The 9,820-nt window shown below is 60.2% G+C and carries 11 protein-coding genes, 1 pseudogene and 1 riboswitch (1 of these 13 cut by a window edge); of the genes and pseudogenes, 8 read left to right on the forward strand and 4 right to left on the reverse strand.

Translation table 11 applies throughout. The features are described from left to right. A riboswitch (cobalamin riboswitch) is annotated at positions 1–45 on the forward strand (it extends 164 nt beyond the left edge of the window). A gap of 135 nt (positions 46–180) precedes the next feature. From B2W52_RS08040 to B2W52_RS08065, 6 genes are all read left to right on the forward strand, one after another. Further along, positions 181–2,019, forward strand: coding sequence for a TonB-dependent receptor plug domain-containing protein (locus tag B2W52_RS08040; RefSeq protein WP_053113671.1), 1,839 nt, complete (start codon positions 181–183; stop codon positions 2,017–2,019). A gap of 30 nt (positions 2,020–2,049) precedes the next feature. Then, positions 2,050–2,934: a cobalamin-binding protein gene (locus B2W52_RS08045; RefSeq protein WP_273069116.1), complete on the forward strand. Its 885-nt coding sequence runs from the start codon at positions 2,050–2,052 to the stop codon at positions 2,932–2,934. Continuing rightward, positions 2,921–3,895: a FecCD family ABC transporter permease gene (locus B2W52_RS08050; RefSeq protein ID WP_273069115.1), complete on the forward strand. Its 975-nt coding sequence runs from the start codon at positions 2,921–2,923 to the stop codon at positions 3,893–3,895. Before B2W52_RS08045 ends, B2W52_RS08050 begins: the two co-directional genes overlap by 14 nt. Next, complete coding sequence (locus B2W52_RS08055; protein WP_041645928.1) at positions 3,895–4,659, forward strand: ABC transporter ATP-binding protein; 765 nt, start codon at positions 3,895–3,897, stop codon at positions 4,657–4,659. Before B2W52_RS08050 ends, B2W52_RS08055 begins: the two co-directional genes overlap by 1 nt. A 70-nt stretch (positions 4,660–4,729) precedes the next feature. Next, a complete protein-coding gene (locus B2W52_RS08060; protein WP_008177087.1) occupies positions 4,730–5,080 on the forward strand; it encodes a RidA family protein in 351 nt (116 codons plus the stop codon). A 76-nt stretch (positions 5,081–5,156) separates the two neighbouring features. After that, the gene (locus tag B2W52_RS08065; protein WP_273069113.1) at positions 5,157–6,005 is read left to right on the forward strand and encodes a sulfurtransferase; all 849 of its coding nucleotides are present in this window, start codon (positions 5,157–5,159) and stop codon (positions 6,003–6,005) included. Positions 6,006–6,034: 29 nt separating this feature from the next. On the opposite strand, the gene B2W52_RS08070 is transcribed toward B2W52_RS08065, so the two are convergent. Then, positions 6,035–6,559: a cytochrome b gene (locus tag B2W52_RS08070; protein WP_014579077.1), complete on the reverse strand. Its 525-nt coding sequence runs from the start codon at positions 6,557–6,559 to the stop codon at positions 6,035–6,037. A gap of 63 nt (positions 6,560–6,622) precedes the next feature. After that, the gene (locus B2W52_RS08075; RefSeq protein WP_008177093.1) at positions 6,623–6,976 is read right to left on the reverse strand and encodes a hypothetical protein; all 354 of its coding nucleotides are present in this window, start codon (positions 6,974–6,976) and stop codon (positions 6,623–6,625) included. A 218-nt stretch (positions 6,977–7,194) separates the two neighbouring features. Here B2W52_RS08075 and B2W52_RS08080 point away from each other — a divergent pair, with 218 nt between their 5' ends. Together B2W52_RS08080 and B2W52_RS08085 are read left to right on the forward strand one after the other, a co-directional pair. Then, the gene (locus B2W52_RS08080; protein ID WP_008177094.1) at positions 7,195–7,920 is read left to right on the forward strand and encodes a response regulator; all 726 of its coding nucleotides are present in this window, start codon (positions 7,195–7,197) and stop codon (positions 7,918–7,920) included. Next, a complete protein-coding gene (locus B2W52_RS08085) occupies positions 7,917–9,335 on the forward strand; it encodes a sensor histidine kinase (protein ID WP_273069111.1) in 1,419 nt (472 codons plus the stop codon). The genes B2W52_RS08080 and B2W52_RS08085 overlap by 4 nt, the downstream gene beginning before the upstream one ends. A gap of 6 nt (positions 9,336–9,341) precedes the next feature. On the opposite strand, the gene B2W52_RS08090 is transcribed toward B2W52_RS08085, so the two are convergent. Both B2W52_RS08090 and B2W52_RS08095 read right to left on the reverse strand, forming a co-directional pair. Next, positions 9,342–9,572 carry a hypothetical protein gene (locus B2W52_RS08090; RefSeq protein WP_008177099.1) on the reverse strand — a complete coding sequence of 77 codons (231 nt, stop codon included), beginning with the start codon at positions 9,570–9,572 and terminating at the stop codon, positions 9,342–9,344. A gap of 30 nt (positions 9,573–9,602) precedes the next feature. Next, positions 9,603–9,820, reverse strand: a pseudogene (locus B2W52_RS08095) (ArnT family glycosyltransferase); the annotation flags it as partial.

Raw genomic sequence — 9,820 nt, forward strand, 5'->3', positions numbered from 1 at the left:
GTTCCGCCTGCCAGCCCGGAGACCGGCCTGGAAAAACACCCGATGTTGCGGTGGGCAACCTGGGTGGGTGATATGCCGGTTCCGCATTCCTGACACCAGTCTACCGCCTGCCCCCATTCCCTGTTCCGCAACAAAACCCAGATTCCCGTGCGGGTGCGCGCGGAGTGCGGAGCAAGTTTCATGTTCAGAATTCAAAGCCCTGTTTTACTGGCCGGCGTTGCCATGGCCGCCCTGCCTCTGGCCGTTTCGGCCCAGTCTGCCCCTGAATCCGATGCCCTGGATCCCATCGTGGTTACCGCGACACTGGGGCCGAAGACCGTTGGGGAGAGCCTGTCTTCGGTTACGGTCATCGAGAAGGAGGATATTGATCGGCAACAGCCCGCGGAATTCCGCGACCTGCTGCGCGCCCAGCCGGGGATCAACGTGGTGTCGGACGGCAGTTACGGCAAGACTACCAGCGTATTCCTGCGTGGCGCTGGCAGCTCAGGTACCGTGCTGCTTCTCGATGGTATCCGCCTGCGCTCGGCCTCTGCGGGTATCCCACCCTGGCAGTTTTTGCCTCCCGAATTGATGGAACGGGTTGAGCTGGTGCGAGGTGCGAAGAGTTCCCTCTACGGTGCCGATGCGGTGGGTGGTGTCATCCAGGCGTTCACCCTGGAACCGGAGGCCGGGCGCCAGGGTTGGGGCGAGCTGAAAGGCGGTTCCCATGAAACCCGTGAGGCAACGGCCGGGCTGGCTGGCCGGGAAGGCCGTTCGTCGTTCCTGGCCGGTGGCGTTTATTCGGATACCGATGGCACGAACCTGCGTGCTGGCGGCGAGGACAAAGGATTCCGGAACGCTGGTGGCCTGGCCAAACTGAGCCACAGTTTTGACCAGGGCGGCGGCGCAGGACTGACGGTTTTCCAGTCTGAAGGTAATACCGAGTTTGAAGGCGGTGATACCGATTTCCTGATTCGTGCCATGGGGCTGCATCTGGAAGCGGTTGCCAGTGACTACTGGCGTACACGTATCCAGTTCTCGGAAGCTCGCGACGAACAGGATACCTTCGGAGCCAATCCCAGCACGTTCGACACCCTGTCTCGCTCCGCGCGCTGGGAAAACACCCTGACGGCCGGTGTTCATGAGCTGGTTCTGGGTACGGAGGTCATGCTTGACGAAGTGGATGGCACCAGCAATTTCACAGAAGACAGCCGGACCAACAGCGCGGTTTTCGGTCAGGGCCGTTTGAACTTTGATGCCACCGATCTGATGCTCAGTCTGCGTCTGGATGACAACGAGGCCTATGGCAAAGAGGAGACTGGCGGTGTGGCCTTCGGTCACCAGCTGGACCGCGCCCATCGCTTTCGCCTCAGCTATGCGACATCGTTCCGGGCACCCACCTTTAATGACCTTTACCTGACGGTGCCGTTCTACACCGGTAATCCTGACCTCGATGCGGAAGAGGGGCAGATGGTCGAAGCCGGTTTCTCCGGGCGATATGACCGGTGGTACTGGGACATTGCGCTTTATCAGAACGACGTGAAAGACCTGATTACCTACGTGTCGGACCCGGTGACCTTTGAGGGCACCATGGAAAACGTCGAGACGGCCAGAATCCGTGGCGTTGAGGTTTCTTCCGGTATCGAGACGGCTGACTGGAATCTGGCGGCAGCAGTAACCTACGCGGATACCGAGAATCGCGATACCGGCGCCCGTTTACCACGCCGCGCGGAAAAAAACGTGCGTCTGGATATTGATCGCCTGTTCTCCCAGTGGTCGGTGGGCGCCAGCTTTATTGCCGAGAGTGACCGCTATAACGATGCGGCAAATACCAGTCTGCTGCCGGGCTATGGCACGGTAGACCTGAGAGCGGCCTGGAATTTCCAGCCTGGCTGGTCGGCCTCATTCAAGGTCGATAACATGCTGGATCGTCGGTATGCCACCAGCATCGGATATGACAGTGCGACCTTCGCGCCCTTTGATTATCTGGCCGCCGGACGAACCTTCATGGCCTCGGTGCGCTATGATTTCCAACAGTAAATTCATTGATCTGAGAGGCTCCCGCCCTCTATGAGGCACCTATGGCTCGCTGCACTGTGTGTACTGTCTCTGCTTGCGCCCTCGTTGGCGCAGGCCCAGGGACCCTGCGTACGCGATGCACTGAACCAGAAGGTATGCCTGGCCGAGCCAGCGCAGCGTATTGTTTCTTTGTCACCGGGTGCCACTGAGCTGTTGTTCTCCGCCGGTGCCGGCGAAAAGGTCGTTGCGGTGAGTGCCTGGAGCGACTACCCGCCAGAGGCGGAGAACTTACCGCAGGTGGGCGACAGCAATCGCCTGGACCTGGAAGCCATTGTTTCGCTGGCACCGGACCTGGTGGTGGCCTGGGTGGATGGCAATTCCCGCAGCCAATTGGAACGGCTGTCTGACCTTGGTATTTCCGTATTCTGGCTAGCCCCGCGAACGTTTGACGACATTGCCGCGGCGGTATCGGATCTGGCGTTGCTGACGGGTTCACCGGATCTCGGCAGTGAGCGGGCCGAAGCGTTTCGTGCAGAAATAGTCAAACTTAAAGCTCAGTATGCCGATGCCAGACCGGTTATGGTGTTCTACCAGATATGGGACCAGCCACTGATGACCGTGAACCGGGACGAGCTGATCAGCAAGGCCATAACCCTGTGCGGCGGAGTGAATGTGTTTGGCGGGCTGCCACGGCTGGTGCCCCGGATCAGCCGGGAGGCGGTTCTCGAAGCCAACCCTGAAGTCATTATTACCGCCGGATCGTCAGACGACAGGCAGTGGCTGGAGGCCTGGCGTGAGTTTCCGGGCCTGGCAGCGGTAGCCGCGGGCAACCTCTTCCTTGAACCACCTGACCTGCTGGCACGCCCGACGCTACGTATGGCAGAGGGTGCCATGCACCTGTGCCAGACCCTGGAGCAGGCCCGTGCCAATCTCTAGCCCTTCCAAGCCCCTCCTGATTCTGCTGCTGGCGGGCTTTCTGGCGGCACTGCTCTCCGTCAGCATTGGCAGTACGTCCATCGGTTTTGGTGACACTCTGAGGGTGATCACCGGCAGTGGCACCGAGTTGCAGCAAACGCTGATTCTGGAGCTGCGCCTGCCTCGCACCCTGAGCGCGTTCGCAACTGGCGGATTGCTGGCCGTGGCCGGGGCACTGATGCAGGTATTGTTGCGAAATCCCCTGGCCGATCCTTATGTGTTGGGGCTTTCTGGTGGCGCGGCAGTGGGTGCGTTATTGGCCATGCTGGCCGGCGCTGCCGGTTTTCTGGTATCCGGCTCCGCGTTTGCAGGAGCCATGCTGGCCACCCTGCTGGTGTTTGGTCTGGCTCACGGCAGTGGCAGCTGGACCCCATCGCGGCTGTTGCTTACCGGTGTGGTGGTTGCCGCCGGCTGGGGCGCCATCATTACCCTGATCCTCTCGATGACCCCGGCCAGCCGATTGCCGGGCATGCTGTATTGGTTGATGGGCGATCTTTCCCACGCCGCCACTCCGTGGCCGGGACTGATCATTCTTGTGCTCGTATGCCTGATGGTGTTTCCGCTCGGCCGGGCCCTGAACGTGCTGGCACGGGGCTCCCTGCAGGCGGCGGCGCTGGGCGTTTCGGTGCGGCCACTGGAATGGTCGATCTACCTGATGGCCAGCCTGCTGACCGCAGCCGCCGTCACCATGGCCGGTTCGGTTGGTTTCGTTGGCCTGGTGGTACCGCACATGTTGCGGCTGGTGCTGGGCAACGACCAGCGCCTGATTCTGCCGGCCTGCGCACTGGCGGGCGGTACGCTGCTGGTGCTGGCGGATACCCTGGCGCGGGTGGTGATTGCGCCGGAGCAGTTGCCGGTTGGGGTGATCACCGCGCTGATCGGCGTCCCGACCTTCCTGTACCTGCTGTATAGGAGCCGATGATGACACGCCTGGCAACCGAAGCGCTGATTATCGACATTCCGGGCCGCAGCTCAGGCGTTCCCCTGAATCTGGCCATCGAACCGGGACAGGTCTGGGGCGTGCTGGGCCCTAACGGTGTGGGTAAAACCACCTTGCTCCATACTCTCGCAGGATTGCGGGAGCCCAGAAGCGGAAAGCTGCTGCTTGATGGAACGCCGTTGGACGGCATCCGCCGCAAGACCGTATCGCAACGCATGGGCCTGGTATTTCAGGACCGGCAGGATGGATTCCCGGCAACGGCACTGGAAACCGCCCTGATCGGCCGCCACCCCTGGTTATCGCCTTGGCAGATGGAGAGTGGTGATGACCTCGCGATTGCTGAAAGGGCTCTAATAGAGCTGGACGTGATCCACCTGAAAGATCGCCTGGTAAACACCCTCTCCGGCGGTGAACGCCAGCGGGTAGCCATTGCTACCCTCATGACCCAAAGCCCCGAAATCTGGCTCCTGGACGAACCCACCAATCACCTGGATTTACAGCACCAGACCGCCGTTATGAAGCTGCTGCGCCAGCAGGCAGCGTGCGACCGGGGCGTGTTCATGTGCCTCCACGACCTCAACCTGGCTGCGCGATGGTGCGACCAGATCCTCCTTCTGTACCCCGACGGTCAGGCCTGCTGGGGACCGGCCCGCGACATGCTGGTGACTTCTGCACTCGAAAGCCTGTTTGGCCAGCGTTTGCTATCTGCCGAACTGGATGGTTTTCCGGTGTTTGTGCCGGGCTGAAGTGTGAGGCTTTATCCTCGAGCCCGTTATTGGTTATATAGTCACTCAAATCCCCAACAAGGCCATCACCATGACCATTGAACGTATTTCCACCAACAGCCGAATGAGCAAGATCGTAAAACACAACGGCACTGCTTACCTTTGCGGTCAGGTTGCCAAGGACCGTAACGCCGATATTCATACCCAGGTAACCGGGATGCTGGAGAAAGTGGACGAGCTGCTCGAGACCGCCGGCTCCAGCCGCGATCGAATCCTTTCGGCAACCATTTACCTGGCAGACATGGCCGATTTCAAAGCCCTGAACGAGGTGTGGGACAACTGGGTGCCTGAAGGTACGGCGCCGGCCCGGGCCTGCGTTCAGGCTCAGATGGCGTCGCCGGAGTTGCTGGTGGAAATCTCGGTGATTGCCGCAACGTCCTGACGGCAGCCGGGAAGGTCTGGCGATTTGTCGGCCTGAGAAGTCGGCCGTTTATTTCTGGTAGGAACAGGAGCACACCATGGCGTCCCCACTCGTAACCACCGACTGGTTGCAGGAAAACCTCGATAACGAACGGTTGGTTCTTATCGACGCGAGTATGGCCACGGTTATTGGCAAGGAGCCGATCGTTTATGATCACCCGGTGTGGATACCGGGGAGCTTCCAGATTGATCTGGAGGGAACGCTCTGCAATACGGAATCGTCCCAGCTCCATGCGTTTCCTACCGAGGAACAGTTCACTCAGGAAGTTCGCAGGCTGGGCATAACGCCTGAAAGACTGGTGGTGCTTTACGACAACCAGGGAATCTATTCCGCTCCCCGGGCCTGGTGGATTCTGCGGTCGATGGGCCTCGAACAGGTTTTCGTGCTCGATGGTGGCCTGCCACAGTGGTTGGCAGAGGGGCGTGAGACGGTGTCGGCCCCGATTAATAGTGCGGCTTCCGCCGGGAACGTGGCGGGCCGTCTGGACCGCGGACGGGTTCGGGATTCCGCCTTCGTGCTACAGCATCTGGACGACGAGCGAGTTTCGGTGATTGATGCGAGATCCCGGGCGCGGTTCCTGGCTCAGGCCCCGGAACCCCGCCCGGGAGTGCGCGGCGGCCATATTCCGAACTCACTCAGTCTTCCGTTTACCGAGGTGCTGGATGGTTACCGGTTTAAGCGGGTCAGTGAGCTGGAGGCAAAGTTCAGGCATCTCGGTACGAACCTTCAGCCCGGAGACGGGCATCAACTGGTGTTTTCCTGCGGTTCCGGCATCACCGCCTGCATCATTCTGCTGGCGGCCGAGCTGGCCGGGTATGACCAGCTCTCTCTTTACGACGGTTCCTGGGCGGACTGGGGCAGCGACGAATCCCTGCCGGTGGCTTGAGCCCGGGGGATTTCGGTTATTCCGGCCTGTCAGGCCATGCGCTTCATGATCCGGTCTCCCAGCAGGTACTGATGCGCCAGGGCAGCTGCTACGTGTACGCCAATCATGAGCCACAACACGTTGGCCAGCACTTCATGAACCTCTTCCCCGCTGTCTTCCAGCCACTCGATTTCCGGGCCGTAGCCAAAGACTGTCCAGCCGAAAAAGGTAACAGGATCGCCTTCACCGAGGGAGGATGCGAGCCCTGACAGCGGCATCAGGATCATCAGGGCATAGAGCGCAATGTGCCCGAGCTTGGCCATGGTCGCCCATTGAGCCGGTGGTGTTATACGTGCGCGGTTAAGCCAGCGCCAGAGACCGCGAAAGATAACCAGCCCGAAAATGGTCAGGCCCAGGGTCTGGTGCCAGGCCATAAGCGACGCATCAGAGAGTGTGTGCTCCAGGGCTTCAAACCAGACTTCGCTGGCAAGCATTACCAGCAACATAACCGCCATTATCCAGTGCACAGCCCGGGAAACGGCACCATAGCGGTTGTCAGCGTCCATCAGTGTCATCGCGATTCTCCTTGATCAAAGGCTGACGGGGCACCTCTCGGGCCCCGCGCTGGCTGTTGGTAATCAGCTCCGGTGTCCGCCGCGAACCGGGGCACCGTACTGGTTGAACTCCTGCTCCCGGATCAGATTCTGCTCGGCATCTCGCAGTTGGACCCGGTATGTGCCATCCGACGTTTCCTCAACGGACACATCCACGCCCGGGCCGAAGCGTCTTAGCGCCTGGCCGTAAGCCATGATGCGCATTTCGTCGGTGCTGTATTGCTTCAGATCGGAACCCATGGATTTGCCGTGGTGGCGATTCTCGTAACGATCGTCACAGTCACCTCGCCCGTAGTCGTCATCGGCAGACGCAAGCAGTGGCGTGGCGCCGAGTATCGCGGCGATGGAGAGAGCAGCAATGGTGGTCGTTTTCTTCATGGTCGAACTCCTTGGTTGGTTAAACCCATGACGGAATGTCATTGTTGGTCGGGAGTTATTCCATCAAGGAAACGTCGCAGAATTGTCTCGGTGACCCACCGACTTTGTCGCAACTTGTCGCAAGGCAGGGATTTGCGACGGTTTTTGACAAGATCGCGCCCAAGCGGGAAGTCGACTCCCCTATAATCAGGGCAGACGGTAATTCAACGGAGTAACGAGTGAGCGACTCTCCCACAATCCTGGTGGTCGATGACCACCGGGACATTCGAGATCTGGTCGGCCGCTATTTGCAGGAGCATGGCCTGCGCGTGCTGCTGGCGGATGGCGGCGATGCCTTGAAGCGCCAGTTGCGACAGCACTCCATCGACCTGGTTGTGCTGGACATCATGATGCCCGGGGACGATGGCCTCACGCTCTGCCGTTACCTTCGTGAGCACACCGAGTTGCCTGTTATTCTGCTTACAGCCATGAGCGAGGAAACCGATCGCATTGTCGGCCTCGAAATGGGCGCCGACGATTACCTCACCAAACCCTTTAACCCCCGGGAGTTGTTGGCCCGCATAAAAGCAGTTCTGCGCCGTACCACAGCGCTGCCACCGCAACGCAGCCCCATGGCCGGGCAGTCCCTGACGTTCGAGGGCTGGACGCTGGACGTCGACCGCCATCAACTCATCGATCCGGAAGGTGTCGAGGTGTCGTTGAGTACCGCCGAGTACAAGCTTCTGCTCGCCTTCCTTGAGCACGCCGGCCGCGTGTTGTCCCGTGATCAGCTGATGGACCTGACCCTCGGCAGAGAGGCGGATGCTTTCGATCGCAGCATTGATAATCATGTCAGCCGCCTGCGCCGAAAGATCGACCCGGATGCCCGCAGCCCCAGGCTGATCAAGACCATCTGGGGCGGTGGCTACCAGTGGATTGCTGCGGTCGAAGGGGCTGAACAATGAGACTGTGGCCACGGCGCGCCGGTGGGCAGCTGGCGCTGTTATTGATTCTGGTGCTGCTGGTGGCCCAGGTTATCACCATCGTTATTCTGGCGGGTGAGCGCCAGGGAGCGTTGCGCAGTGCCAGTCTGGAACACGTCCTCCAGCGGGTGGCCGATGGCTATACCCTGGCCGATACTACCGATCCGGAACGGCAGGAGCGCATCCTCCGGGCACTCTCCAGCCCGACCCTGCGGCTTTCGATCGATCCTGCGCCCTATCTGACCGAGGACCGGGTCTCCGGCATGACGCGCCGGCTGGCCAAGGAATTGGAACTGCCGGTGGAGCAGGTTCGGACAGCCATGGAGGCTGACGAAGACGATTGCATGCCGGATCGCGATGAACATCGGGACCGTGAACGGCATGACGATGAAGATGATGAGCACCACGAGTATGAAGAACACCGTGACGAGGACGACCATCGGGATGACCGGCACGAATGCCCCCCGGTCCTGGGGGTTTCCCTGGCCTTGTCCTCCGGCCAATGGTTCAACGCTCGGGCCCGACCACCAGCGCCCTCCTGGTTGTGGTTGAAGGCTACGCTCACCAGCGTAGGGATTACCGCTGTGCTGCTCACGCTGACCCTGTTGCTGGCGGTACGTCGAATCCTGCGGCCAATGAACGAGTTGAGCCTGGCAGCCCACGCGTTCGGGCGGGGAGAGAAAGTCCGGGTTCCTGAAAAGGGACCGGAGGATGTTCGTGAGGTTACCCGCGCCTTCAACCAGATGCAGGATCAGGTCGGCCGCGCCCAGGAAGACCGGGCAAGGCTGCTGGCGGCTCTCGCTCACGACCTGAGGACACCCATTACCTCCATGCGGCTGCGGGTTGAAATGCTGCCGGAAGGTGAGGACAGGGACCGTCTTCTCGATTCCCTCAGGGAAATGCAGCATCTTGCCGAAGCTACCCTCGATTTCATCCGGGGCACCACCACCGAACAGCACCGTCGCTATGATCTGGCGACCCTGCTGGACAGCCTGTGTGGTGATCTCCAGGAAATGGGCTTGGCGGTGCACTGCGATGACAGCCCGAGATGTGTACTCCAGGGGCAGCCTGAAGCCGTCAAACGTGCCCTGCGTAATTTGATTGAGAACGCGGTTAATTATGGCGAGCAGGCGGAAGTAACACTGGCAACCACAGACACAGAAGCGGTTGTCACGATTGTTGATCAGGGCCCGGGTATTCTGGAGGCGGACCGGGAACGGGTTTTTGAACCCTTCTATCGGCTGGAACACTCACGCAGCCGCGAAACCGGTGGCGCAGGCCTGGGCCTGGCTATCGCCCGCACCCTGATTCGGGGGATGGGTGGCGATATCCGGCTGGGTGCTGGCCCGGGAGGTCAGGGCCTGCAGGTTTCGGTGACCTTGCCCAAAACCAGGTAGGGCCTGTCAGAACAGCACTTCGGCACGGGCAAACCCCAGGGCGTCGAGTGCCTCGACGGTCGCATCCAGGTTTGCGTAGCTGCAGACATGATCGTCGTCTGAGATCAGGAAAAAGGTCTTTCCTTCAATATCCTTAAAAAGTATGACCCATTCGTGCGCATTCGAGGGGGATCGTACGATTTTCACGGAATCAACACGGTTTTCTTTCCGACGGGCTTTAATTTCATGCTTTTTCATCGTTTCTTCTTCTCTTAATCCCTCGCCAGCTCAATCCTGCCAACTGCCGGGCTCAGGCGTGGTAAACCGTTTGACCTTGTCTGGTGGTGCGCAGCTGGGGTTCATTTGTTCATCAGTCAATAATAGGTAGCTGTCCCGGTGGGCCGTGCCCACGGGAATGGCACCCTCTTTGGTGAAGCAGGGTAGCTCAATCTGATCGGCGACGAGGAGATAGCTGTCCTCGGTTTCGCTCATCCACAACCAGGCAT

Origin of the sequence: Marinobacter sp. UBA2498 (assembly GCF_002341575.1) — a bacterium.
GTDB lineage: Bacteria > Pseudomonadota > Gammaproteobacteria > Pseudomonadales > Oleiphilaceae > Marinobacter > Marinobacter manganoxydans.

Bases quoted from the DNA above. Each gene is read 5' to 3' on its own strand.
- B2W52_RS08075 (WP_008177093.1), bottom strand. From the start codon at position 6,976: ATGAAGAAAACGACCACCATTGCTGCTCTCTCCATCGCCGCGATACTC.
- B2W52_RS08070 (WP_014579077.1), bottom strand. From the start codon at position 6,559: ATGACACTGATGGACGCTGACAACCGCTATGGTGCCGTTTCCCGGGCT.
- B2W52_RS08060 (WP_008177087.1), top strand. From the start codon at position 4,730: ATGACCATTGAACGTATTTCCACCAACAGCCGAATGAGCAAGATCGTA.
- B2W52_RS08055 (WP_041645928.1), top strand. From the start codon at position 3,895: ATGACACGCCTGGCAACCGAAGCGCTGATTATCGACATTCCGGGCCGC.
- B2W52_RS08090 (WP_008177099.1), bottom strand. From the start codon at position 9,572: ATGAAAAAGCATGAAATTAAAGCCCGTCGGAAAGAAAACCGTGTTGAT.
- B2W52_RS08085 (WP_273069111.1), top strand. From the start codon at position 7,917: ATGAGACTGTGGCCACGGCGCGCCGGTGGGCAGCTGGCGCTGTTATTG.
- B2W52_RS08045 (WP_273069116.1), top strand. From the start codon at position 2,050: ATGAGGCACCTATGGCTCGCTGCACTGTGTGTACTGTCTCTGCTTGCG.
- B2W52_RS08065 (WP_273069113.1), top strand. From the start codon at position 5,157: ATGGCGTCCCCACTCGTAACCACCGACTGGTTGCAGGAAAACCTCGAT.
- B2W52_RS08040 (WP_053113671.1), top strand. From the start codon at position 181: ATGTTCAGAATTCAAAGCCCTGTTTTACTGGCCGGCGTTGCCATGGCC.